The organism is Trichocoleus sp. DQ-A2 (genome assembly GCF_039961915.1).
Classification (GTDB): Bacteria; Cyanobacteriota; Cyanobacteriia; order Cyanobacteriales; family FACHB-T130; genus FACHB-T130.
The window spans coordinates 1-24,093 of the sequence record NZ_JAMPKD010000006.1 but is presented as its reverse complement, the minus strand read 5'-3'; the positions used below and the strand labels follow the sequence as shown (position 1 = coordinate 24,093).

At 44.6% G+C, this 24,093-nt stretch carries 26 protein-coding genes; 12 read left to right on the top strand and 14 right to left on the bottom strand.

Annotation, left to right across the window (positions count from 1 at the left end):
• Positions 1-303: 303 nt before the first annotated feature.
• The 3 genes from NC997_RS07035 to psaC all read right to left on the bottom strand — a co-directional run bounded on the left by NC997_RS07035 (position 304) and on the right by psaC (position 4,212).
• Positions 304-1,344, bottom strand: coding sequence for a competence protein CoiA family protein (locus NC997_RS07035; RefSeq protein ID WP_190530181.1), 1,041 nt, complete (start codon positions 1,342-1,344; stop codon positions 304-306).
• 282 nt (positions 1,345-1,626) lie between these two features.
• Entirely contained in the window at positions 1,627-3,780 is a 2,154-nt protein-coding gene (glmS, locus tag NC997_RS07030) for a glutamine--fructose-6-phosphate transaminase (isomerizing) (protein ID WP_242031513.1), read from the bottom strand.
• A gap of 183 nt (positions 3,781-3,963) precedes the next feature.
• Positions 3,964-4,212, bottom strand: coding sequence for a photosystem I iron-sulfur center protein PsaC (psaC, locus tag NC997_RS07025; protein WP_089128523.1), 249 nt, complete (start codon positions 4,210-4,212; stop codon positions 3,964-3,966).
• Between the two features lie 304 nt (positions 4,213-4,516).
• Between psaC and NC997_RS07020 the strand changes: the two genes are divergently transcribed.
• A complete protein-coding gene (locus NC997_RS07020) occupies positions 4,517-5,050 on the top strand; it encodes an Hsp20/alpha crystallin family protein (RefSeq protein WP_190530179.1) in 534 nt (177 codons plus the stop codon).
• 45 nt (positions 5,051-5,095) lie between these two features.
• Here the strand turns inward: NC997_RS07020 and NC997_RS07015 are convergent, their stop codons facing one another.
• Complete coding sequence (locus NC997_RS07015; RefSeq protein ID WP_190530177.1) at positions 5,096-5,275, bottom strand: hypothetical protein; 180 nt, start codon at positions 5,273-5,275, stop codon at positions 5,096-5,098.
• 31 nt (positions 5,276-5,306) lie between these two features.
• Between NC997_RS07015 and NC997_RS07010 the strand changes: the two genes are divergently transcribed.
• Together NC997_RS07010 and NC997_RS07005 are read left to right on the top strand one after the other, a co-directional pair.
• On the top strand, positions 5,307-5,819 hold the full coding sequence (locus NC997_RS07010) for an Hsp20/alpha crystallin family protein (RefSeq protein ID WP_190431574.1): 513 nt from the start codon (positions 5,307-5,309) through the stop codon (positions 5,817-5,819).
• Positions 5,820-6,095: 276 nt separating this feature from the next.
• A complete protein-coding gene (locus NC997_RS07005) occupies positions 6,096-6,353 on the top strand; it encodes a chlororespiratory reduction protein 7 (protein ID WP_190530437.1) in 258 nt (85 codons plus the stop codon).
• A 25-nt stretch (positions 6,354-6,378) separates the two neighbouring features.
• On the opposite strand, the gene NC997_RS07000 is transcribed toward NC997_RS07005, so the two are convergent.
• The gene (locus tag NC997_RS07000; protein ID WP_190530175.1) at positions 6,379-6,924 is read right to left on the bottom strand and encodes a DUF2854 domain-containing protein; all 546 of its coding nucleotides are present in this window, start codon (positions 6,922-6,924) and stop codon (positions 6,379-6,381) included.
• 300 nt (positions 6,925-7,224) lie between these two features.
• Here NC997_RS07000 and NC997_RS06995 point away from each other — a divergent pair, with 300 nt between their 5' ends.
• Positions 7,225-7,485 carry a hypothetical protein gene (locus NC997_RS06995; RefSeq protein ID WP_190428356.1) on the top strand — a complete coding sequence of 87 codons (261 nt, stop codon included), beginning with the start codon at positions 7,225-7,227 and terminating at the stop codon, positions 7,483-7,485.
• 42 nt (positions 7,486-7,527) lie between these two features.
• On the top strand, positions 7,528-7,710 hold the full coding sequence (locus tag NC997_RS06990) for a hypothetical protein (RefSeq protein ID WP_190410508.1): 183 nt from the start codon (positions 7,528-7,530) through the stop codon (positions 7,708-7,710).
• 75 nt (positions 7,711-7,785) lie between these two features.
• On the opposite strand, the gene NC997_RS06985 is transcribed toward NC997_RS06990, so the two are convergent.
• The 4 genes from NC997_RS06985 to NC997_RS06970 all read right to left on the bottom strand — a co-directional run bounded on the left by NC997_RS06985 (position 7,786) and on the right by NC997_RS06970 (position 11,316).
• The gene (locus NC997_RS06985; RefSeq protein ID WP_190410507.1) at positions 7,786-8,184 is read right to left on the bottom strand and encodes a response regulator transcription factor; all 399 of its coding nucleotides are present in this window, start codon (positions 8,182-8,184) and stop codon (positions 7,786-7,788) included.
• Between the two features lie 132 nt (positions 8,185-8,316).
• Positions 8,317-8,532, bottom strand: a complete 216-nt coding sequence (locus NC997_RS06980; RefSeq protein ID WP_190530173.1) for a hypothetical protein — start codon at positions 8,530-8,532, stop codon at positions 8,317-8,319.
• Between the two features lie 53 nt (positions 8,533-8,585).
• Complete coding sequence (locus tag NC997_RS06975) at positions 8,586-10,532, bottom strand: pentapeptide repeat-containing protein (protein ID WP_190530171.1); 1,947 nt, start codon at positions 10,530-10,532, stop codon at positions 8,586-8,588.
• A 28-nt stretch (positions 10,533-10,560) separates the two neighbouring features.
• The gene (locus tag NC997_RS06970) at positions 10,561-11,316 is read right to left on the bottom strand and encodes a helix-turn-helix domain-containing protein (RefSeq protein ID WP_190530169.1); all 756 of its coding nucleotides are present in this window, start codon (positions 11,314-11,316) and stop codon (positions 10,561-10,563) included.
• 268 nt (positions 11,317-11,584) lie between these two features.
• Between NC997_RS06970 and NC997_RS06965 the strand changes: the two genes are divergently transcribed.
• Positions 11,585-13,045 (top strand): glycoside hydrolase family 13 protein, encoded by a 1,461-nt coding sequence (locus NC997_RS06965; RefSeq protein WP_190530167.1) that lies wholly within the window; start codon positions 11,585-11,587, stop codon positions 13,043-13,045.
• 316 nt (positions 13,046-13,361) lie between these two features.
• Here the strand turns inward: NC997_RS06965 and NC997_RS06960 are convergent, their stop codons facing one another.
• Positions 13,362-13,778 (bottom strand): fasciclin domain-containing protein, encoded by a 417-nt coding sequence (locus NC997_RS06960; RefSeq protein ID WP_190410504.1) that lies wholly within the window; start codon positions 13,776-13,778, stop codon positions 13,362-13,364.
• Between the two features lie 176 nt (positions 13,779-13,954).
• The gene (locus NC997_RS06955) at positions 13,955-14,935 is read right to left on the bottom strand and encodes an ABC transporter ATP-binding protein (RefSeq protein ID WP_190530165.1); all 981 of its coding nucleotides are present in this window, start codon (positions 14,933-14,935) and stop codon (positions 13,955-13,957) included.
• 87 nt (positions 14,936-15,022) lie between these two features.
• Between NC997_RS06955 and NC997_RS06950 the strand changes: the two genes are divergently transcribed.
• From NC997_RS06950 to NC997_RS06940, 3 genes are all read left to right on the top strand, one after another.
• Positions 15,023-15,223: a hypothetical protein gene (locus NC997_RS06950; protein ID WP_347276173.1), complete on the top strand. Its 201-nt coding sequence runs from the start codon at positions 15,023-15,025 to the stop codon at positions 15,221-15,223.
• A gap of 6 nt (positions 15,224-15,229) precedes the next feature.
• Positions 15,230-16,171: a putative 2-dehydropantoate 2-reductase gene (locus NC997_RS06945; RefSeq protein ID WP_190530163.1), complete on the top strand. Its 942-nt coding sequence runs from the start codon at positions 15,230-15,232 to the stop codon at positions 16,169-16,171.
• Between the two features lie 78 nt (positions 16,172-16,249).
• Positions 16,250-16,807 (top strand): 2OG-Fe(II) oxygenase, encoded by a 558-nt coding sequence (locus tag NC997_RS06940; RefSeq protein ID WP_190530161.1) that lies wholly within the window; start codon positions 16,250-16,252, stop codon positions 16,805-16,807.
• A 422-nt stretch (positions 16,808-17,229) separates the two neighbouring features.
• Here NC997_RS06940 and NC997_RS06935 read toward each other — a convergent pair whose 3' ends face one another.
• Both NC997_RS06935 and NC997_RS06930 read right to left on the bottom strand, forming a co-directional pair.
• Positions 17,230-17,358: a hypothetical protein gene (locus NC997_RS06935; RefSeq protein WP_277877468.1), complete on the bottom strand. Its 129-nt coding sequence runs from the start codon at positions 17,356-17,358 to the stop codon at positions 17,230-17,232.
• A gap of 201 nt (positions 17,359-17,559) precedes the next feature.
• Positions 17,560-19,113, bottom strand: coding sequence for a GTP-binding protein (locus tag NC997_RS06930; protein WP_190530159.1), 1,554 nt, complete (start codon positions 19,111-19,113; stop codon positions 17,560-17,562).
• Positions 19,114-19,333: 220 nt separating this feature from the next.
• Here NC997_RS06930 and NC997_RS06925 point away from each other — a divergent pair, with 220 nt between their 5' ends.
• The gene (locus tag NC997_RS06925) at positions 19,334-21,133 is read left to right on the top strand and encodes an ATP-binding protein (protein ID WP_190530157.1); all 1,800 of its coding nucleotides are present in this window, start codon (positions 19,334-19,336) and stop codon (positions 21,131-21,133) included.
• Between the two features lie 66 nt (positions 21,134-21,199).
• Positions 21,200-21,721, top strand: coding sequence for a DUF937 domain-containing protein (locus NC997_RS06920; protein WP_190530155.1), 522 nt, complete (start codon positions 21,200-21,202; stop codon positions 21,719-21,721).
• Positions 21,722-21,769: 48 nt separating this feature from the next.
• On the opposite strand, the gene NC997_RS06915 is transcribed toward NC997_RS06920, so the two are convergent.
• The gene (locus NC997_RS06915; protein WP_190530153.1) at positions 21,770-22,837 is read right to left on the bottom strand and encodes a saccharopine dehydrogenase NADP-binding domain-containing protein; all 1,068 of its coding nucleotides are present in this window, start codon (positions 22,835-22,837) and stop codon (positions 21,770-21,772) included.
• 229 nt (positions 22,838-23,066) lie between these two features.
• On the opposite strand from NC997_RS06915, the gene NC997_RS06910 reads away from it, so the two are divergent.
• Complete coding sequence (locus NC997_RS06910; RefSeq protein WP_190530151.1) at positions 23,067-23,741, top strand: HAD-IA family hydrolase; 675 nt, start codon at positions 23,067-23,069, stop codon at positions 23,739-23,741.
• The last annotated feature ends 352 nt before the right edge of the window (positions 23,742-24,093 follow it).

Genomic DNA, 24,093 nt, shown 5'->3' with positions numbered 1-24,093 from the left:
ACTACGCAAGATTTGTTAGCACAAATGTTAACTTAGAGGATACCAGCTTTGTAATAATTGAATCATGGGAAAAGCAGGTCAATCACTCAGAAAGATATTAGAGCCTTACAACATCAGCCAAAGCTTATTGGCTTATCAGGCAACAGTTCAGCCATTGATAAGTTTAGGTACAAAACAAGGATTTTTCCCAAATTAGACTTATAAGCAAAAAGGGTAAAATTTTAATTAAAATTTATTATTTCATGAAAAAACTTAGGTTTGGCTCAGAAATACTGGCACTCTGAAGCGTGGTTTAAATTGCATTTAATCTTCAAAAATTTGCATCGGAAAGCACTCAGGATCGGGTCGAAAATACTGGCACTCTGAAGCGTGGTTTGAATTACATTTAATCTTCAAAAATTTGCAAAATATAGGTTCTTCTTCATTAGAATAAAACCAGCTATCTCCGTGATATCGGCATAAAAAACAGTTTTTAATAGCAATTTTTGCATTGTAAGCGTCAACCAAACTTCTCTTGTACTCATAACTTGATAAATAGACTTTATTAGGGCTAATGATTTTATAGTATGAAATTATATTTTTATGTTTTTCAAGTATAGAATAAGCTTTTGATAAAGATCCCCAAGTCAGGATACTTTTCCCATTTTTGTAAACCATAAATAAACCCATACTTTCAGAGCAATTTCGACCGCAAATTTCCCCTTGTTCTGGTTTTATTTCAAAATTCACCAGCTTAATTTTTGGATTGCTCTGCCTGATAATATGTTGCTTAATAAAGAGAATATCATCTTCGCTTTCAATGGCAATTTCAATAATTTGAAATTTAGATTGTGCTTTTTTATCTGTAATTTTATGAGTAACTGCTATTTCAATAAATAGATTTTTGGTTTCTGATATATCACTAAGTAAAATATCAGGAATAAATTCATCATTTTTAGTTTCCAAATCTAGCTTTATATATCTCTTGGTCAAATCAAAAGTTTTGTTTATAGTATTTAGCTGGCATATTCTCCCCAATTGTTTCTCATAAGCGTTACATCTTCTGTCTATTCTTAACTCAATATAAAAAGGTTCATTTTTATTCAAACATGATTGATATTCTTGGGCAAAAATAAGTTTTCCTAACCTATGTAGGTATGTTTCTTGTGAACAATTTTGAATATGCTTGTGGGCAAAATGTTTTTGTCTAATCTCTCCTAGTTTAGGAATTAGTGTATTTCCACAAGAAATACAGGTGAAAGCTTTGTTCTTAATGACCTCTGTCCTTTGCAAGTCTCCAATGTAGAGAACTTGATTTTTTGCTCCATAAGCATACTTGTATTTAATTTTGTTCGTTGATTTCATCGGATTACTGCACTCAGTTAGCGTTATCTATCAGATTTCCTAAATGTACGATCGACAATACATTCGTAGTACGACTGAACACCTAGCAGTACGGCTGTCTAGTAAACCTGATGTTATCTACGTACAAGTTCCGTTTCTGAAGAATTCGGCAATGCCAGCAGTATGGATCATGAGTATGGAGATCTCACTGAAGTGTACAATAACAAAAAAGCCGTATGACTTTTTTATTTGTTATACGACTTTTTTATTGTTGTACACAAGACTAAGAAACGTTATAACAGGTTATTCAACTGTCACGGATTTCGCCAAATTCCGAGGCTGATCTACATCTAAGCCGCGAAGCGCTGCAATGTGATAAGCCAACAGTTGCAACGGAATTACTGTGAGGATCGGAGAAAGCAACTCTTCCACAGCAGGAACGGGCAACAAATCATCAAATGTTTCCGCTGCTTCTGGGTCATTCATCGGCGTCACGCCAATCAAGCGAGAATCCCGCGCCTTCGCTTCCTGGGCATTCGAGAGGACTTTTTCGTAGACAGTCCCCGGCATGGCGATCGCTACTACGGGAACTTTCGCATCTAACAGGGCAATCGGGCCGTGTTTCATCTCTCCAGCGGGATAACCTTCGGCGTGGATATAGCTGATTTCTTTCAATTTCAGCGCCCCTTCCAAAGCAATCGGGAAATTAATCCCCCGTCCTAAAAAGATAAAATCTTTTGTTTCGGCAAAATCGTGAGTCAGATGTTCAATATACCGCTCCTGACTTTCTAAAATCAGTTCAATCTGCGCTGGCAACTGCCGCAAGCCAATTAAAATTTGCTCTAACCGAATTGCCGATACCGTCTGACGCCGATAAGCTAAATCCAGTGCCAAACAGTAAAACGCCATCAGCTGGGCAACAAAGGTTTTAGTCGCCGCCACTCCAATTTCAATTCCGGCGTGGGTTTCGATAATCTGGGGCACCATCGTCCCCAAAGTGCTTTCAGGACGATTGGTAATCCCCAGCAATCGCGTCTGAAACTGGGGCGGCTGACTGGCACGACGCTGGGATTCCATTGCCAAAGCCGCCAGCGTATCCGCTGTTTCCCCAGATTGGGTCACGCCAATAGTCAGCGTATTGGCAGTGAGAGGCGCGGGTGCATAGCGAAACTCAGAGGCATACTGCACGATGGTGGGAATTCCCGCTAACTGTTCCAGCAGGTATTTACCCACCAGTCCGGCGTGCCAACTGGTGCCGCAGGCAAGAATTTGAATGTGTTCTAAATTTTCGTAGAGTGATGCTGGTAAATTCAGTTTAATGGGAGATTGACCAGAGTCGGCGTTCCAGTCTGCGTTTAGGTAAGCTTCTAAACAAGCGCGAACGACTCCCGGTTGCTCGTAAATTTCCTTGAGCATAAAGTGTTTGAATCCCTGTTTTTCCACCTGTACGGGATTCCAACTCAGAGTCCGGGGACTTTTCTTTAGCCTATCGCCAGCAAAATTGTACACCTCAACGCCAATCGGGGTCATTCTTGCCAGTTCGCCATTTTCCAGCGTCAGGACGGCACGAGTGTGGGGAACCAGGGCCGGAGTATCAGAGGCGCAGAAAAACTCTCCTTGACCGAAACCAATGGTGAGGGGAGCTTGTTGCCGTGCCACAATCAATTCATCGGGATAGTCAGCACAGATAACTGCGATCGCAAACGCTCCCTCCAGTTTATTCACCGCCTGCCGTACCGCTTCTAAAAAGGAAGAATGCTGACTTGTCACAGCTGAGTTGTGTACCTGCTGTGTCATCACTTCAGCCATTAATTGGGGGATTGCCTCCGTGTCTGTTCCCGCCTTCGTTACCGCTTGCCGCACTGCCTCTAAAAACGGAAACTGTTGAGGTGTAGAAGCCGAGTTATGTACTTGCTGTGCCATTAGTTCGGCGATTAACTGGGGGATTAACTCAGTATCCGTCCCCGTTTTCGTCACCGCCTGCCGCACCGCCTCTAAAAACGGAAACGGTTGAGCTGTCGCCGCTGCTTGCTGCGCTTGCTGTGCCATTAATTCGGCGATTAAGTGAGGAATCACCTCAGTATCGGTATCTGAGCGAAACTCGTGTCCCTTGGCTTTGAGTTCTTCTCGCAACTCCCGATAATTTTCAATAATCCCGTTTTGGACTACCGCGATTCGCTTCGCCGTATCCGTGTGGGGATGGGCGTTGTATTCTTCTGGCTTGCCGTGAGTCGCCCAACGGGTGTGTCCGATGCCAATCGTCGCCGGATTAACTTCTCGTTGTAGCTTTTCGCGCAGGTTGTAGAGTTTGCCCTTTGCCCGCACGCAATGGATATCACCTTCCAAGACTGTGGCGATACCGGCAGAATCGTAGCCCCGATACTCCAGTTTCTCCAAGCCTGCCAGCAAAATCTCTGTCGCCGCTTGAGTGCCAATATAGCCAACGATTCCGCACATATATCACAACACTCCTGTTCACACTTAAACTAAAAAACTACTGGGCTATCCCAGGAACGTCAAGGTCAACAACATTGTATTGGTTACGGGCGATCGCGCTCTTATTCCGCAAAAAAGAGGGAGCAATTTGCCCCCTCGATGCCTTGGAATCGGAATGATAAAAAGTGTTTTCAAGCCAGCTTGTTAGTATGCCAAGCCCATGCTGCGAGTCGTTTCAGCATTGCTCAAATAAACTCGGATGCTCAAAAAGTCGGTAGGACAGGCAGTTTCGCACCGCTTGCAACCTACACAATCTTCAGTCCGAGGAGATGAGGCAATCTGTTGGGCTTTACAGCCATCCCAGGGAACCATCTCTAGGACGTCCGTTGGGCAAGCGCGAACGCATTGGGTGCATCCAATGCAGGTGTCATAGATTTTAACGGTATGAGACATCGAAAAACGGCTCCTTTCTGAGTGTTCTCTACTAATGACACTAGAATCAAGGCTTAGTTTACCGCAGGCGCATAGACGCCTCTGCAAAAGGCCACAGAACTTCAAACTCTGTAATAGATTGCCCCTAATTGCGACTTTCCGACAAAGGCGGGGAAATCCCTCTGTCTCAAGGCGGTTTGCCTCACCGGCAAAGCTGGGGTGCCTTCGACATCATAAAGAAGTGTGAACGAAAGGCTTAACTCAGTTGAACAAAATTCAATTCCAGCGTTCGACACAGAGAAGTTTTAACCCTTGGGAATCGACTATGACACTGATTCGTTGGCAACCTTTTCAAGAAATGGCAACCCTGCGCCGTCAAATGGATCGAATGTTTGACGAACTGGCAACTGTTAATCGGGATGCTCCAATCACCTGGAAGCCTGCGATTGAGCTGCAAGATACAGAGGACAGCCTAATTCTGCGGGCACAAATTCCTGGTATCGAAGCCAAAGACCTTGATATCCGCATTTCTCGTGAAGCGGTCGTGATTACAGGCGAACGCCGCTACGAAAAGAAAGAACAAGAAGGCGGTTACGTCCGTTCTGAGTTCCGCTACGGAAACTTTCAGCGAGTGATTTCTCTGCCTGTTGCGATTGAGAACGACCGCGTCCAGTCTGAATTTAAGGATGGTGTCCTGATGCTGACGCTGCCCAAAGTAAAGTCAGTTCGCGATCGCGTAGTCAAGCTCAATCTAGCAGATAGCACCAGTGCGGCTCCAGAAGTCACTGACGCACCCGTTGCTGACACGAAGAAGCCCGAAGCAACTGAGAGTGCTGAACCGGCTAGCGTCTGGGATTAATCCAGATAATTTTCGGTTAATCCGTAGCCGCGAAAACTTCTTAGTTTAACCACTCAACCGCTGAGCATCAGCAAGGCGGTTATTTTTTCGCCTTCTTCCAGAAGTCGGGAAAATCCCCCAAAAGGCAATTCGGTTTTCCTCACTGACGTAACCAGACTGTTTTGACATTATAAAAACGTGGGAACTAAAAGCTTCATCCCATTGAACAAATTTCAATTCAAGCATTTAGTCACTGCAAATTGGAGGTAACTGTTTTATGGCACTGATTCGTTGGCAACCCTTCCAAGAAATGGAAACTCTACGTCGTCAAATGGATCAAATGTTTGATGAACTTGCCGGAAGCGATCGCGTAGCTTCTCGCCAGTACAGCACAACTTGGAAGCCTGCCATTGAACTCCAAGACACTGAAGACCATCTGATCCTGCGGGCTGAAATTCCAGGCGTAGAAGGCAAGGACATTGATGTCCAAATCACTCGTGAAGCGATCGCCATTAGCGGCGAACATCGCTTTGAGAAGAAGAACGAAGAAAAAGGCTTCTTCCGCTCCGAGTTCCGCTATGGTAGCTTCCAGCGGGTGATTCCTCTACCAGTGCCCATTCAGAACGACCAAGCCAAGGCTGACTTCCAGAATGGCATCCTGACATTGACCCTGCCGAAAGTCACGGAAGCGCGGCGTACCGTCGTCAAACTCAATTTAGGTAGCACCAATACGACACCAGAGTTGACGAGTCAGTCAACTCCTGAAGCCAACCACGCTAGCGTGAACTAATCTTGCCCTTGCCCTCCTGAAGGGTCTTGAGCCTGGGTAAGAAACAATAGCCTAATTTAGTTATCTAACCGCTGAGTGGTCTTCAGTAGAATCCTACCCTCCACTCAGCGGCTATTTTTTTGGCGTTGCACCTTGAAAAACTATTTATTTTAGAGACAATCCCTCAGTAAGTTGCCTCTAGAAAAAACCATCTCCTAATTGGACAATGTCATCTTTTTAGCTATCGTCAAGGACGATACACTTGTGCAAGATGTGTTCTTTGGGAAAAAACTCAAAATGCCAGATTCCTTGATGTATCGACAAGATGCCTTCGTTGTTCTGGAACCCAACCAACCAGAGCAATTCCTCACTCCCGCCGAAATGTTAGAAAAACTGAAGGCAATTTTGGCAACTCGTCAAGATAACCTACCGCCAGATTTGCAAAAATTTCCCTCAGTAGAAGCTCAAGCTCAATACCTGCTAGAAACGTCCTGCGAATTAGATATGGGGCCAGGACAATTTTTACAGTGGTATGTCGTGCGTTTAGAAAAATAAGAGCGGAGTCCCTCCGCCCCTACGTTTAGGGTGTAGCAGTTAGCGCCACATCAACACGTTGTTCAGCTGGTTGAGTCACGATTACGCGCACACCAGGGCCAAAAAACCCTTCTATTTTCTCCCGCTTCTGTTCCCAAACCTCTAGAGGAATGAGCGGCGACTCAAATTCCAACACTAAAGCGTAAGCCCCAGCGATCGCAGTTTCGTGTAATCCTGTTAGCACAGGTCTTTCTTCATCGGTTGGACTCAGCCCCAAGCTGCTCAAAGAGCTATCGAGATGAGCATCTTGACCGTAGCGATAGCGGGTGACATCCAGACGAATTTGGTTTTGAGTTGCGGTGGCTTGCTGTTCTCGGAGTGCCAGTATGTCCTTGGAAGTAGGTTTGGTGAACGGTACAGGCGTAAGTTCTGAGGCTTTGAGGGCAAGCCCTCCCAGCAACAGAGGAACCCCATAGAAGAATCCGGCTAGATTCAGCGTTGGGTTGTCGGTAACGTAAGCAACCAGTCCCGCCAGAAATAAAACGCCACCGACACTTAAACCCAACGTTCCCAAAGAAGTTTGACGTAACATTTTAATTAAGATACCCAATTGACAATCTCTTCAGCTTTATTATCCTTGGCACTGGGTAACATCTCTAGTATGGGTGAAATTTTTGTTAAAACTACGTGCTTTGCTTTGGATAGCGATTGGGAAGCCCAAAGCTGAAGAAGTCTCGCTAATTTGATAGCCCTTGACGAATGAGTGCAGAGTCTGTAAAGTAGCCCATCAACCAACGGTAATTCATAACTCAGGGCGTTTACAAAAGGAACCCCTATTATCAAAATAAGTCGCTGTTGTCCGCCGCCATCAATTCATAACCGAGATAATAAAATGATTCAAGAAGACAATTCCGGGGCTACAAAAAAGAGTAAAGCCATCCTGGATCAACTCAAAACGCTGAAGCAGGAAGATGAAACGCTTTATAACATCTTGGCTGTAGATGTTTGGGCTTTAGCCAAAACAATGGATGAGTTTCAACCAGGATTTTGGTCGGCTTTTATGAAAAATCGAGAGAAGGCGCTGAAGCGGTTTATTTCTGAAGTGATTAAAAATAAGCCTACCGATCCGAAACGTCCTCCTTTCCTTCGCTAGGATTAATTATTGTAAATAAATAATCGACAGAGGAAGCAAACAATGGACCCACAAACACTCAAGCAATGGATTAGCCAGATTGAACTCAAGCGTGAGTCACTGGTAAGGCTTCTGGAGGAACCAAACCTGGGAACTCTACGAATTGATGTTAATCAGGCACTCGAAGAAATTGATGACCTGATTGATGAATTTCGGCGCACCTTCCCAGAGGCAGATGCCAACTAGAAACTAACGCCTTGCCGAGCTGAACTCTAGCCAAGAGGCTACGGCAAGGACACCGATCGCTACTTGCGCCCCTTTCTAATGACTGACTGCCCGCTGCCCAAGCTGCTTGACTAGAGCAATCAGCTCTTGAGTAGCGGTGTCTTTTTTACAAAAAGCATCAATTCTGGCGGTTTGGCTCATCACCTCAATCTGCGGGTCTTCGACTGAGGAATAGGCAATAATCTGAGCGTGCGGATCGATGTGCTTGATCTGGGTAGATGCGCTCAAACCGTCTAATACTGGCATTTGTAGATCGAGAATAATCACATCAGGGTGGTGACGCTCGACCATCTCAACGGCTTCTTGACCGTTACTAGCCAATCCAACTAACTCGATGTTTGCCTGACTCTGGAATGCTAATTTCAGGCTAAAACGAGTTAGCTCGTGGTCATCAACAACAAGAACACGAAGAAGGGGGTGCTGACAGGACAACATAAGAGGATAACTATATCATCTGACGGTTCTAGTTTAGGGGCATAGGATACAAAAGTCCCTCTACCATCCGAGCGAACTGCTGCAAGAAATACTCATTTTACCTCCAAACTAAAGTAGATAATTTTCTAAAGTTTAAATATTTATAAAGAAATCTGGAAGTTTAGTTTTTATATGTTTAAACCAATTGAACAGCCGCTCGTTTCGCTTTTGTCTTTCTAGCGCGATCCTCTTGAGTTTCAGCCATTCGCTTTCTAGGATACCAAGACTGTTTCGGGCTGTCCTCTCCACCCAGAGGGATAGACTAAAAGAGCGATCGCGCTCTTGATTCGGTGGGGAGTGCGATCGCATCTTTGAAGTTGCCTATCTAATGAATCAAAAACTGAAGTGAACTCCTACACTGTCTAAATGCCCAGAATTCCTGTAAGAGTCGGCAGATAAGTTTGAAGGACTTCAGCGAGTTTACTAGCATCGGTAACAGCAGTAGTAACACCCTTAAGGGCATTCACAGCCATTGAGCAATACTTGATCGCACGTTCTTCTGGCGGTTTTTTCCCTTCTTCTGCGATGGTTTCTACTGCTTCTAGCGCCTCTTTCTTTAGACTGTCAGAAAGCACAGAATCCCCTTTAATAGCTTCTTGCAAAGCTGTCAAAATCTTCGCAAGCTCGTTGCTATCAGTAGTATTAACACCCTGAAGCTGCTGAATAGTCGTAGTTACTTGACCACTGATATCGCCCACAATGCTAGCCCCTATTAAGTCGCGACCAACAGTGACATCACCGACAGTAGTCTTATCTCCTTTGTCACCACTAACTATATCCCCGGTAACATCAGTTTGTTTACTTTCCATAATTTCAACCTCCGCTGATGGATTTAATAATATGTTGGCTCTTTCCCCTTGAATAGACACTTCATTGTAATAGTAATTTGTAATACTTTGATGGATTGCTGATTTGTCTGCATCTGGGAAAACACCTACCTTGGCAACAAAAACACCGTCGCCTTTATTTTCAATACTGTAACGAGCTACATCTAATCCTTCATAATCGAGAGCCGTTTGAGCTATGGCAACAGCGAAAGCCGCTAAATTTAACCTGTGTCGTAAAATTACATCAATAGTTTCTTGTAATTTTTCAATCCATTTTTCAAATTCGCCCGGTTGAAACTCTCCGCTGTCTGGTTTTGGTACTAAGAATCCGTGTTTGCCTTGCTTTAGATAAACTAACTTACACGTGACATTTTTGAAGCTGGTTTTGCTGTTAATATTCCATTCTTGGAGGCAAGCCTCTGTTAGACAAGCTCCTGAAAAATCAGCATCTAATACTTGAGCTTTTGTTAGGTTCGCTCCTTCTAAATTAGCATCTCTCAAATCGGCACTATTCAAGTGTGCTCCTATAAGAATTGCCTCTTTTAAATTCGCTTCTCTTAAATTAGCGCCACTTAAGTTTGCTCCTGTATAATCCCTTCCACAACCTTCTTGTGGGTTTATCAATAACTTTCTAACATTGGGTTGCTCTAATATCGTTCCCTGTAATCTAGATAATTCTAGTCCTGTGACATTTTTGAAGCTGGCACGGGTTAAGATAGCATTTCTAAAATCTGTATGCGGTAAATCTGCGCCATCAAAACAAGCATCTGTTAAATCGACTCCATAAAAAGATGTCCCACCTGTTGCTGCCCAAAAGACCGCTTTTTCTCTAATCCATGCAAATTTGGGGGAGCCTCTAATTGCCTGTCGTGAGATGATAGCGCCTGTAAGGATGACTGCGATCGCTGCAATAAAAGTTACAGATAATTCGACTTTTGTTAATTTTGGTATATTCACAACTAAGACTGCAACCGTCAAACCAGATCCTAAAATAGCTATGAATTCACTTACAAGCCCATAACATAAAGAATTGAAAGCCACTGATAGTGCTGTAGTAATAGATCCAAGCCAACTAATAATTAGGCTTAAACCAAGCAGAAAAATTGCAAAACCTAACTCATTATTTGTAAAAAGACCTATTAGTGTAAAACTAATAATTAGTGTAGCAATCAAGGAAATTGATGCTAAATGATAACCACGAACTATCAATAAAAATAAGCTTGCCGCATATATACTGATTTCTATAAAAATCCCTGTAAAACTTATAGCATAGTCCTTTCCTAGAGAAAGGTAGATAACAAAACTTAAAACTCCTCCTGAGAGCAAAGGCATTATATTGAGCATCGAAGCTACAATACCTATACTGCTTAAAAAAATATTATAATTATTCTTCAGTCCAGCTTGTGCATTTTGAAAGTTTTTATTAAATGAATAAATTTTAGTAAAATTAATACTACGAATATCGCATTTATAGCTTGTCATACGCAATTAATCAATGTTATTGCTAAAATCATCTGCAAATCCGAGGAAATAAAACACCTAAATGTTTGCAAAATCTAGGGCGCAAAACATATATATCAGAATCTGTATCAGATAGTATTTTATTATCGGTAGGCTCTGCTATTTCATTCTCAGTAAATATACCACTCAAAGTATTAACATCAATAGGCTGGGTAGCAACTAAATCTATGAATTCATAAGGTAAACTTGTGAGCAAACTCAAATCATTTAAACTCAGACCTACTGCTTCCACCAATTCTTCAATACGCAGCTTAGTCTCTGGCAACTCTTCAGCTTTAACTTCTACTTGCAAATCCTTAATTTCACAATCTAAAACTTGACAAATTTCATTAAGGGTATTTTGCGATGTTGGTTCAGCGAGTTTTTGCTTGTAAATAGGCTGTTTACTATAAAATTCCACTATAATTGGGTCTATTTTGCACTTCTCACTCAACTCTTGTAAGTTCCAACCTTTCCTATCCTTTGCTATCTTACGGATTTCGAGTTTGACTGCCTCTTGCTTATCTACAGGCTTAACTTCCACTATGTCTACATCCTGAGGTATAGGCATAACTAACTCCAATACGTCTACTTCTAGTTTGTCTGCAATTTCTCTGAGATTGGCAGCAACCTCCTTTGTAAGTGTTTTGATAGGTGTAGTTGCGTAATCTTGAAGAACCTCTAAAGTAACGCCTGAATCTTGGCTAAGTTTCTCTAGAGTTATTTGTTTTGTGTCTGCAATTTCTTGAATACGAAGAGTAATCATTAATGAAGTTTTTATATTAAGGTTATGTTTGATGCTTAGCTATTATTGCTAAGGGATAGCTAAAAATTGCTTTAAACTTAAGAAAAATTTTATATTTTAGCAACTTATATTAAACTCTGAGCTGAAATCATTTGATACCTGAGTAGCACAAAAAGGAAAAGTTGGATTTCGCCGTTGGGCATTCTGTAACAAAGATTATCTTCCAGAGGTGAGAAGCGAAAAGCTGGCAAGGGCTGTACCTTAGCGTTGAAGGGCTAGGAAGGAGTTTATGCAGATACAGACGCCAGATTGGGTTAAACACGCGGTTTTTTACCAGATTTTTCCGGATCGCTTTGCTAAAACGAAGCATTCTCACAAGCGGCTTTTGAAGGATACCCGATGGGAAGATTGGCACGAAATACCGACGCTTCAAGGGTACAAGGGCGGTGATTTGTGGGGGGTGATGGAACAGCTGGATTACTTGCAGAATGTAGGGATTAATGCGATTTACTTTACCCCCATCTTTCAATCGGCTAGCAATCACCGCTATCACACTCACGACTATTATCAGGTCGATCCAATGTTGGGGGGGAATGGCGCTTTTCGGGAGTTGCTGGAAGCTGCCCACGAACGGGATATCAAAGTTGTGCTGGATGGGGTATTTAATCACTCCAGTCGGGGATTTTTCTTTTTCCACGATGTTCTGGAAAATGGCCCCCATTCGCCTTGGGTGGATTGGTTCAAGATTGAAGGCTGGCCTTTATCGGCGTATAACGGCGATTTTCCGGCGAATTATGAGGGCTGGGACGGAAATCGGGCGCTGCCAGTGTTCAACCATGAAAATCCGGAAGTGCGGGAATATATTATGGAGATTGCCGAATATTGGATTAAATTCGGCATTGATGGCTGGCGCTTGGATGTGCCGTTTGAGATTAAGGCTCAAGGATTTTGGCAGGAATTTCGCGATCGCGTAAAAGCCATTAACCCAGAAGCTTATATCGTGGGGGAAGTCTGGGGAGATTCCCGCGAGTGGCTGGATGGGACTCAGTTTGACGGGGTAATGAACTATCTCTTTGCTGCGCCGACGATTGCTTTTGCCGCAGGCGATCGCGTAGACATTGACCAAGTGAAAGATCGCTCTTACCATCCTTATCCGCCCCTCTTTGCACCAGAGTATGCCGAAAAAATCCAGCAATTGTTGGAATTTTATCCGTGGGATATTCAACTGACTCAGTTGAATTTGCTAGCTAGCCACGATACGGCGCGACTGATTTCTATTGCAGGCGGTGATAAGGAGAGTGTTCAACTAGCAACATTGCTGCTATTGACTTATCCCGGTGCGCCCAGCATCTACTATGGTGATGAAGTGGGATTACCGGGAAAACTCGATCCAGATTCGCGTCGGGGTTTTCCGATGGAAGCTCACTGGGAGCGTGATGTTTTAGATTATCACAAGCAACTCATCGCCCTGCGTCACCAATATCCAGCCTTGCGTACAGGTTCCTATCACGTTCTGTTTGCGGAAGGAACAGTTTACGTCTTTGCTCGGAAATTGGGAGATGAGGAACTGATTGTTGCCATTAACGTGGGGACGGCACCGGCAGATCATGTGAGTTTTGAGGTGACGGGGCTACAATCCAAGCCTAATCAGCAATTGTATGGCACTGCCGAGGTGTCATGGAGCGGTGAGGGAGAATCCAACCATCTGTCCTTGCATTTGCCAGCGCGTAGTGGATGCATCCTGGGTTAAACGAATTTCGCGAATGTTTGCCAAGAAGGGTGGATTGATTAACCTTTAATTGCCTGCGTAGGGGCGTGTTTGTGCCATGTCCTTACAGAATGTGAATTTGACCAATTATTTAATCCACATTCCTTGGCGATCGCCCAAATCAAAAGGAGGCACCTTTGCAAAGGTGCCTCCTTTTTTATGTCAGCAAATCGAATTTTAAATTTTTACGATGTCGTTTAGATCGCACTGACTCCAAATTTGCTTTTGTCTTACCATTACCCAGTTTTTGGTCAATAAATTCTGTCTGAAGACAGGATTCAACAGCAGAAATTAGTGCCTATTTAGACATTATCGTCGGTGTAAGTACTGAATCAATGACATGGATGACGCCGTTATCGGTAAGGATATCTGTTTTTAGCACCTTCGCATCATTCACTTTAAAACCGTCGTCGGTGCTATCAATCCCCAGAATGCCGCCCTCAACTGTCTCAGCGGAATCTATCTCGACGAAGTTATCAGTTCTAACATCCCCAAACAGGACGTGATACATTAAAATTTGCTTCAGCTTGGGGATGTTGTCCATCCAAGAAGCCAGTGTATCCTCTGGAATTTTGGCAAATGCTTCGTCAGTTGGAGCAAAGACAGTATAGGGTCCTGGACTCTTGAGAATCTCAAACAGACCAGCAGCCTCAAGAGCATTAACCAGAGTTTTGAAAGATCCTTCATTAGTGGCAGTTTCTAAAAGGTCAGCCATGCGTTTTGATGATTTTAAGTGAGTGTCCTGTTTAGAGATACTCGCTATAAGACTTGCAGTGCATCCTTCAAAAGTATTGAAGGCGCGATCGCTATTAGGTTAGCACCGCTACCCATTTCATCTCATTTCGCTAGCGTGCAGCCACTCATCAGATCCCCCAAACCCCCTTACACAACTCAACTACTGGAACGAATGCCACGTTGTTGTAGCTGCTGAATAAAAAAGTCCTCTAGAGAAGGACGGGAGAGGTTCATTGTCGTTAGATGAGCACCCATCAAACGGAGGCTAGCCAGAAACTCTTGGGGTTCGCCTTGTAAGTGACCATGCCAGCCATTATGCTCAAATGCTAAATCGGGTATCCAGCGTTTGAGAACCTCCAGGTTCCCGCCTTTACCTCTGACGTGGTAGGATTCGGCGATGCCAAGGAGTTCATCGAGGGAACCGACGCAAATCAGCTCACCTTGGGCGAGGATAGCGACGCGATCGCATATCTGCTCCACTTCCGCCAAAACATGACTATTAAAAAAAATTGTCTTTCCCTGTTTCTTGAGGGATAAAATAATCTCTCGCATCTGGTAGCGCCCCATTGGGTCAAGACCCGACATCGGCTCATCCAAAAATACCAGTTCTGGATCGTTAATCAGCGCTTGAGCCATGCCTACCCGTTGCAGCATCCCTTTAGAATACTGACGCATCTGCTTTTTACGGGCAGCGGATTGAGCCAATCCAACTAATTCCAGTAGTTGGGGAATGCGTTGACGCTGCACTGATTTCGGGATTTGAAATAATCCAGCCGTAAATTGCAAAAACTCCCAGCCGGTGAGAAAGTCATAGAAATAGGCGTTTTCCGGTAAATAACCGATGCGTTGTTTCACCTCGCGATCGCCCAAAGGTTTTCCCAGTAGTACCCCTCGTCCACCTGTAGGGCGTACTATTCCCAAAAGCGTCTTTAACAGCGTCGTTTTCCCAGCCCCATTCGGTCCTAGCAGTCCAAATGTTTCCCCCTCAAACACCGACAGCGTGCAGCTTTTGAGAGATTCAATTTTTTGATTTAGCCAAAATCCGGTGCGATAAACCTTTCGCAGTTCAAAAGTCTGTACTACCGATTGACGGTAAACGGTAATCGGTTCCCCTGACTTATCTTCAACAGAATTCATATTAGTTCGGCAAGCGATCGCATTCTCTACAATATTATTGATTCCCTATTTTGCGGACTTTCGTGTCAGTTCAAGATAGAAAATGGAATGAGTAATGTTGCGAGGGAACTGATGGAACGCTCAAAAATAGTTGCAATTATCACTGGGGCAATTTCTATAATTTTAGCGATCGCCTATCTGCTGCTGGTTCAGTTACTAGACTTCCGGGGTGAAATGATACCCGCGCCCACAAGTCAATTGCCGCCAGTCGTGCAAGTTGCCCAAATATCCGCGATTCAGCTTTTATAGAGAGCAATGTCTAATCGGAGTTACGCCATCCTCGGAACAGGAGCGCTGGGGGGCTACTACGGAGCTAAACTACAACGAGCGGGGCTGAATGTCCACTTCCTGTTGCACAGCGACTACGAACAAGTCTGTCAACAGGGTTTAGTCATTGAGTCCCCAGACGGCGATTTTACCCTCCCCCACGTTAACGCCTACCCTGACGCTAACAAAATGCCACCTTGCGATGTGGTAGTTGTGGCGCTGAAAACGACGCAAAACCACCTGCTACCTGAAATGCTGCCATTTATGGTTAAGGATGATGGCGTTGTCTTAGTGCTGCAAAATGGTCTAGGAGTTGAAGAGAAAGTCGCCAAAATTGTTGGTTCGGAACGGGTGATGGGAGGCTTGTGCTTTCTCTGCTCTAATAAAGTGGGGCCAGGACACATCCGCCACCTAGACTATAAGGCGATTACACTCGGCGAATATACCCCCGATTACCAACCCGCCGGGATTACCGAGCGAATGCGTCAGATTGCCAGCGACTTTGAAAGTGCTGACATCCCTATCCAACTTGCTGAAGACTTGCTGTTTGCTCGTTGGCAGAAACTGGTCTGGAATATCCCATATAACGGGCTTTCTGTGGTTCTTGACGCCACAACAGATGAGCTGATGAACAATCTTCACACGCGATTATTAGCCGAGCAGTTAATGGGTGAAGTGCTGGTAGGTGCATCTGCTTTTGGTCGGAAGATTCCTGATAGCTTTGTCGAAAAGATGCTCGATCACACGGCAAAGATGAAGCCGTACCGCACCAGTATGAAAATCGACTATGACGAAGGGCGTCCTCTAGAGGTGGAAACCATGTTCGGTAATCCCCTACGAACTGCACAAGCAGCAGGTGTTGATTTGCCGAAAATTGCGATGCTTTACCAGCAGCTAAAATTCTTGGATGCTAGAAATCGCCACAAATAGTATGTTCTTTTGGCATCCGATTTTTCATGACTTAAATATACCTGACACCCTGAAAAAAACCTTAAATAATAATTAGTCATGAAAAAAGCGCCTTTAGAAAATCCGATTTTTACCGTCCCAAACGTTCTATCAAAAGCAGAGTGTGCCGAGTATATCGCTATAACCGAAAACATAGGCTATACTCCGGCTGGTCTCACCGTAGGACAGGATGAATACATAATGGCTCCATCAATCCGAAATAACGATCGGGTGATTTTGGATGATGAAGAACTTGCGGCAAATTTATGGCATCGTGTGGAAACTTATGTTCCCAGAATCGGTAACTGGTGTGCAATGGGACTTAATGAGCGCTTGCGGTTCTACCGATACGATCCAGGTCAGCGCTTCGCACCGCATCACGACGGTAGTTATTGGCGAACAAACGGCGACCATAGCCGTTTAACTTTTATGATTTATCTGAGCGAAGACTTTGAGGGAGGCGAAACTCTGTTTTTTTCACCCAACGTCTCTATAGTTCCTCAAATCGGTATGGCGCTGTTCTTTATCCACGAAATAAAACATGAAGGCGCACCCGTAATCCAAGGTCGAAAGTATGTACTGCGTTCAGACGTGATGTACACGTATGCGAGCCAATAAAAATCGGGGGAAGTTGACTTTTAAAAAATGGCGATCGCTCTACAAAATTTCATTTAATTATTCTTTATTTCCCTGATAAATAATTCTAAGGTCAAACGGCTGTTTTCCCCGTTTATTTATATCCCGTGTACAACTTTTTATGTCATCGTCTTCGCTAACCCTGTACTGGATTCCGCTCAGAATAACAATTAAAAAAAGTTGCCTATTGCCTATCTTTACTTTACCCAGCAGGGAGCTGCTGGGAGTTGCATTGTTTAGCTTAGAGGATAATAAATAAAAAAGGAGATTGGGAAGTTTTGTGTCCCCATTCTCCAATTGCTATGACGATGAATTTAAAACAGCAATTTAAAATTTGTTGAGCATCTGAAAAATCGTCATTTTATGAGCCATGAAAGAAAGTGAAAAAGTGAGCTTCTCTTTCTTTAGTCATTTTTGTAGATTTTGGCGATATATTCGGGTTTTTTGTCAGATCCTTTTTTGTCGGATAAGGTTCTTCCGCTAAAGGCGAAAAATATCCAGGTGAAGGCAATTGCGGCAATCGTTAATTCCATAGAAATTTCTCCAAGTTAAGCAAGCTGTCTTGTTAACCTTATTAATCAACTCAAGAATTGCTATATCCGGATAAATTTCAGGTTGGCAGATAAAATTTATTTGTAGATAAAGAGAATTTGCAAGCGCACCCTTAATCTGTAACCCAGAACTGGTATATTTCTGGGTGTTACCGATGGAGGAATATCGCTTCGCAAACGCTACTATTGTTGAGGCGGATCTGATTGGCGTTCCTCTTGCGGTTCTTTCGCTTCTGCTAAAGGTTTGACGACTCGCGCGATCGCTTCTTGCACAAATGTCTTGATAAACTCATCCCGGCGATTTAGCTGAAACTGTCGCTGCACAACTTCTGTGATTCCGCCATCGCCCCAATCTTGATCGTGACGGAAGTATTCAATAAAACTCTTCCCAGCAATTCGAGTCAAATAAGCGGCGGTAACGCCTTGAATCACCTTACCAATAGGATAGGCGGCGACACTCAGTTGGAGGACTCTAGAAAGCAACTCAATTGCTCCTTGGACAATTCCCAAACTCGCGAGAGTTTTCCCTAAAGAAAGCGCTAATTCGCGCCCTCGATCCATATTCAGTTCACAACCGTAAATTCTGCCAATTTCTACAACCATTTGGGCATTTACAGCGGCGGTTGCTAGCAAATCCACCACTGGTAGGGGTGTCACGGTGATGACACCCGCCCCAATCCACTGAAAACGTTCTACCACCTTCTCCGCTTGGCGTCTGCGCTGAGCATCCAGCAGGCGTCGAGCTTCGTCTCCCAGTCTCTGAGATTGCAGTAGGATGTTGTCAGCCACTAAGTCTTCCCCTTCGGCTCTGAGAACCACTGCCATGCGGCGAATTAACGGCATCACATCGGGTTCGGGTTGGAAGGTTTCGCCACTCTCCAATTCGGCAAGCTGGGGATTCGCAGCGATCGCAACCACATCAGCGGTGGCGATAAATCCCCGTACTCGTTCCCGCAGACGCGCCAGAATCGTTTCTTTATCGGTGTCTGTATAAAGATCGGTTTTGTTGAGAATCAACAGCGATCGCTTGCCAATCTCTGCCAAGGTTCGCAGCGGGTTATACTCCGACTGCCGCAAGTCATTATCTACGACAAATAACAACAAATCTGCTTCAGTTGCCAATTGCCGTGCTAGTTGTTCTCGCTGGCTTCCTGCTACCCCTGCTTCTAAAATTCCGGGCGTATCGGTAATCAAAATTTGCCGATTTAATCCTTTCAACTTGAGAACGTAAGTTTCCCCTACCTCCGTCGTTCCCATTGGCGCGTCTACCCGTCCTACCATGCGCCCAATCAGGGCGTTCACCAGAGAAGTCTTGCCAGCAGAACCCGTGCCAAATACGACGACTAACAGTTCCCCACGCGCCAAATTTGCTTCAATTTCGCGCGATCGCTCCAGCAATGCCTGCCGCGACACCTCATCCTGAATCTGTGCTACTTGCTGCCGCACTGCTTTGAGGGTTTCTGAAGCCGCCTCTGTCTTCGCTTCCGGGACTTTCGGCAATCTGCGGCGTTGCCGCGAACCTTTTGCAGTCCCCTGAAGAATCATCACATAGTAGATAAATCCACCGATTAGCACCCCCAGTAGGACAATCAGCAACAAAAGCAGCAGATTTCCCAGTAAAGGTGCCGTAAAAGAAATCTGAATATACAGCCGATAGAGAGAATTAATCAGCCACAGCATCAGCCCCAGAATTACACTGAGGCCAACGATCAGCGTTAATAAGCGCGACAGGGGCATGAACGGGATTGTGGTAAGGAGATGCTTCTAATCTTAATCTCCCTATCATTGTCTGCTATCAGCAACAGGCAAGAGATGCTTCCACGAATAAAGTAGAGCCTGTTGCCGTGATTTTTTCTCGGCTAGATAATTAAAACAAAGCGTCTTTCTGAGTAATTTTAAAAAACAGTAAATTATAATACAAACTAGCTTTTAAAATTATCCTCCACCGGATAGATCGATGATCTCTGAGCCAAACGTCAGGAAGCCTCAGATACGCTTAGGCAGTGCGTTCCCTCACCCAGTCAGTATCACAGGCTGGCTCAGCCGGGTCACTGGTCGTTTCAGCGTTAGCCAAAAAATTAGTTATGGATATGGGCTAACCCTAGGCATTGCCGTTTTGGGAACGGCTGCCGGATTTATGATTGGAGATTACTATCAGCAACGAGCTACGAAGTTGCATGAATATAGCAACCAAGAACTCAACCTTCTCCATCGCTTGCAAAATGGCGTACTACAGGCACGTACGCACCAACAACAATTGATTCCGCTAGCAGAAAATCCGGAATTGTTTTGGGACGAATACTCTCATTTTCTGGAACATACTGCTGAAATTAAGCGGATATTGTCTCAAATCAAATCTTATACAAACAGCGCCGTTTATCAACGCGAGGCAGCGGCTCATGTACACGCTGATGGAATACCCAGTTTTCTAAAAACTTACGAAAACGTACCAGAAATCTATTTTCATCAGGTTGATGAATTAGTACAGCAAATTGAGCTGTCTCATTTAAAGCCAGAAAAAATTCAGGAAGCACAAAAACTACTTTTAAATTTTACGAATGGTTCTGTAGCGCTAAATTTTGATGGTCTCTCAGACGACTTAACTGGAGTTATTCAGGGATCTTACCAGGATGTTAAGCAGGCAGAACTGGCTTTGATTGCTGCGGAAACAATCCGATTTCAAATTATTGTTGCAAGTATTTTATTGTCAATTGCGATCGCTATCCTTTTAGCCATCTACACTTCTCGCGCCATCGTCCGTCCCCTGAAAGCTGCAACTGATGTAGCACAGCGGGCAACTCAAGAATCTAATTTTGGCTTGCAAGTGCCGATTACAACTGAAGATGAAGTGGGAATGTTGGCAACCTCCCTCAATCAGCTCATCCTCCAGGTGGGGCACCTTTTGCAAGAACAAAAAGCAGACAGCGAGTTACGGCTAATCCAAAGTGAGAAAATGTCTAGTTTGGGACGAATGCTTGCCGGAGTCGCCCATGAAATCAATAATCCGGTCAACTTCATCTATGGCAACTTGGCTTATGCGGGTGACTACGTTAAAGAACTTCTCGCATTACTAGAAACTTACCAAGCTGAAATTACCAACCCTCCTAAAGCGATTCAAGTTCAAGCCGAAGAAATCGATATCGATTTTCTTAAACAAGACCTGCCAAAAGTTCTGCAATCGATGAAAGTCGGTTCTGACCGAGTTCGACAAATTGTTTTAAGTTTAAAAGATTTCTCTCGCCTAGACGATCCAAAACCGAATTCTGTAGATTTGCACGCCTGTCTTGAGAGTACCTTGCTGATTCTAAATAATCGGATTAAAAACAATATCAATATTATTCAAAACTACGGTGATATCCCAAGCATTGAAGGTTACACCGGCTTGCTTTATCAGGTATTTATGAATCTACTGAGCAATGCTATTGATGCTCTAGAAGAGGCAAAAGAGCCTGGAGAAATCGTGATTTCTACAGAACGCCTAAACAAGGATACCGTTGGGGTGCGGATTGCTGACAACGGTTCTGGTATTGCGCCCGAACATCAGGAGAAAATCTTTGATGCCTTTTTTACTACGAAACCGAGAGGTATTGGAACCGGCTTGGGTCTAGCGATTAGCCGTCAAATTATCGTAGAGAAACATGGCGGGAAATTTAGCTGCAAATCAGAAGTTGGTAGAGGGACAGAGTTAGCGATCGCTTTACCCATCAAACATCAAGTGGGTGCCGCATCAACATCAACAACAAAAATTCTCTGCTAATAGCTAGAGGCGAACGATAGCCCAAAAGTGAGACATTTTGTTCAAGTTATCGGAGTAGAAAGAGTTATGGGACTTTTTGACCAAATTATCAATGCCCTAGACAGTCCAGATCGCGAAGCGACTCCCGGACAGATGGATAATATTTTTGGCACCGTGCAGCAGGTCAGCAATAATTATGGTGCCGACCCGTCAGCAGTGCAATCTACAATGTCCCTTGTCGGTAACTACGTGCGCTCTGCTCTACAACAGAAGCAAGCGACCGAAGGCCCCCAACAAGCGCAAGCCCTTGTCAATCAATATGGCGGCACTTCTCCCAATCCTCAAGCCGTTGATGCGCTTTTTGGTTTTTCCCAAGTGCCGCAAATCGTGCAAGTCATTGCTCAAAGAACCGGCTTGAATCCGGCGATGATTCAACAGATGTTGCCAATTCTCGTTCCCCTGGTGTTAAATCTCCTAAAAACTGGCTCCAGCGCTCAAAATCCGCAAGGCTCGAATCCAGTTCTGAATACTTTCTTAGATGCTGACCGCGATGGCGATGTCGATATTGCTGATGCGATGCAGTTAGCAGCTCGCCATCTGGGTAGATAAAGCTGGTAATGGGTAATCGGTAATCGGTAATGGGTCCTGGAACCCCGATTACCCATTGTTAATATCTGAGTTAATATCTGACCGCTCAACCCCCTCAATTTCTAAAATCAAATCGGCACCATAGACTTTGGAAGGCGTCTGAAAGCCGACACTCACCTGTCCGGCAAGCACCTTAGTAACAATAGCCAGCGCTGTCAGTGCCGTCAGCGTATAGCCTTCTGGGCATTGCAACCGGGATACCTTAGTTGTGCCATTATCTGACACCTCTCCCCACAATCTAGTTTTTCCCTGTTGCCTTTGTGCATCAGTTGGTCCTGGTGGTTGAGCTTGGATTAGACGTTTCTGTAAGCTTTGCATGGGTGGCGACCCCAATAACCAACCCAAATATCTACTTGCGACTAGCGCCCAGTAAGTGGAGCGAGGAGTTGCCATATAAACTTCAATATTGGGAATCCCCGTGCTGTAGAAAGCGGTAGACACATCTCCCCAAGGAAGTGTGGTGCCTAAAACAGGGCCTTCTCCAAAGTCGATGGTTCGAGTTTTCCAGGCAGTTAGAACTGGAGTGAGAACGCCACCCCGCCGCACTAAGCCTCCTTGCTTCTGAGCTTCTACGATTGTTGTGGCAGTTCCCCGCGATGTCTGACCAGCGGTGAAAGCCAGCGCCAGACTTGTTGCTGAAGGCAGCTGTTTCTTGAGATGAGCGGCGAGACAGTCAGAAGGAACGACATCAAAACCGACGCCGGGAAGCAGCATTACGCCTGCTTTAATTGCCTCAGCGTCTTTGGCAGCGATCGCCTCGAATACTGCAACTTCTCCGGTAATATCCAAATAATGGGTTTTTGTCCGCAGGCACCCTTCAACCATTGGCTTTGAGGTGCGGGAGAATGGCCCTGCACAGTGGAGTACGGCTGCAACATCCTGGAGTGCCGCATCCACGGCGGACTCATTTTCTAGGCTAAAGGCGCGATGTTCTAAACCAAGCGATGTCGCCAACGGCTGCAACTTTTCGGAATTGCGTCCTGCCAGAATCGGGCGTAACCCTTGCTGCACTGCCAATCGCGCAATCAGGGTTCCGGTATAGCCATTCGCACCGTATAACAAAAAGTTTGAGGACATTAGTACAGAAGTTACGACACAGCAGAGATAGAAAGCGATCGCTCTTTTTATCCCGCTTTGTCAATTGAGGGTATAACAGTCGAGCGACTGCATACTTACTATTGTCCGCTTGGGAGTGTTTTCTTCAATACGGCAAAAGGTACAGGTAAGATGACAGAATGTTTGCTTGGCTTTGCTTCCCACCCTAGGATAGCTACGGCACTGATTCAATCGTCTCGCCCCTGAAACTATGTTGGCTGCAATTTTATTTGACTTGGACGGGACTCTGGTAAATACTGACCGAATCCATTACAAATCTTGGCAAGATATTTTAAAACAATACGGTATTGATATTGACGAGAATTTTTACCAAAAACGGATTAGCGGACGCCTCAATCCAGTCATTATCCAAGATATTCTCCCTCAGCTAACATTCGCAGAAGGCGAACAACTCGCTGAAGCGAAAGAAGCTTATTTCCGAGAATTATCACCAGAACTTAAACCCCTGGCTGGACTTTCTAAAATTTTGGCATGGACAGAAGAATTAAAGTTGCAACGAGCAGTTGTCACAAATGCACCGCGTAAAAATGTCTACTTCATGCTAGAAGCTTTGGGTTTGGCAGATGCCTTCGCCACCGTTGTTTTAGCAGAAGAAGCGATCGCGGGCAAACCCGATCCGGCTCCCTATCAACTGGCGTTAGATTATTTTGGTATTAAAGCGAAACAAGCGATCGCTTTTGAAGACTCTCCCTCCGGCATTCGTTCATCGGTAGGCGCAGGCATTGCGACAATTGGCATTGCCTCAACCTACGACCCCAAAGTTCTCTGCGACTGCGGAGCAATCTTTGCAGTGCCTGATTTCACCTCTCCGCAGTTGTGGACGTGGCTAGATTCTCCCGCAAAAAACGATCCCGATCCTAATTGAATTTATTAACGCTACACTCTCTTCGCTATAAAGCACTGAGGACGAGTAAGAAGAGATCTCTCCGATTTTATGAATGAATTAGGATTGCGATATTTATATTTCTGTGGATGTACAGTTTGATTTTTGTAGAGGTAGGTTTGATAGCCAGAGACCTAATTTATCCCTAAAATTGGGATAAAGCCGCCCTCCGCAACTCAGCCCTCTTCTGTCACTTTCCGAAGTAAGCAAGTAGTAAATAACGGGACTTAAACAGATTTCAAGCCCAAATAAAACCCAAAGCAGCTTTATAGGCTGAGAATACATCTCGATTAGCGTTCACCCACTCCATAAAACGGAAAGACATCGCTGTCCG